Raw genomic sequence first — 514 nt, 5'->3', positions numbered from 1 at the left:
CCGCTCGCCGTGGTGCTCGCGCGGTCGGGGGCGCGCGGTGTCCGCGTGCTGCGCGCGGTGGTGCTGTTGCCGCTGGTCCTGCCGCCGGTGGTCGGCGGGCTGGCGCTGCTGTACCTGCTGGGCCGCAAGGGTTTCCTGGGCGTCCTGGTGACCGCGCTGACCGGTGAGCAGGTGCCGTTCACCACGGCCGCGGTGGTCATCGCGCAGACGTTCGTCGCGATGCCGTTCCTGGTGGTCAGCCTCGAAGGGGCGCTGCGGGGTGCCGGTGACCGGTACGAACGGGTCGCGTCGACCCTGGGCGCCAAGCCGTGGACGGTGTTCCGCCGGGTCACGCTGCCGCTGCTGCTGCCCGCGCTCGGTTCGGGCATCGTGCTGAGCTTCGCGCGGGCGCTGGGCGAGTTCGGCGCGACGATCACCTTCGCCGGCAGCCTGGAAGGCGTCACCCGGACGTTGCCGCTGGAGGTCTACACGCAGGCCGAGGTCGACGTCGACAGCGCCGTGGCGCTCGCGTTGC

Annotated in this window: 1 protein-coding gene; it reads left to right on the top strand. The window is 73.3% G+C overall.

The annotated features are described in order from the left end of the window. Positions 1–514 (top strand): molybdate ABC transporter permease subunit (modB, locus tag CFP71_RS42420; RefSeq protein ID WP_093939454.1); only part of this gene is annotated, 514 nt, incomplete at both ends.

Origin of the sequence: Amycolatopsis thailandensis, from assembly GCF_002234405.1 — a bacterium.
GTDB classification, from domain to species: Bacteria; Actinomycetota; Actinomycetes; order Mycobacteriales; family Pseudonocardiaceae; genus Amycolatopsis; species Amycolatopsis thailandensis.
This window is presented reverse-complemented; position numbering and strand designations above follow the sequence as displayed.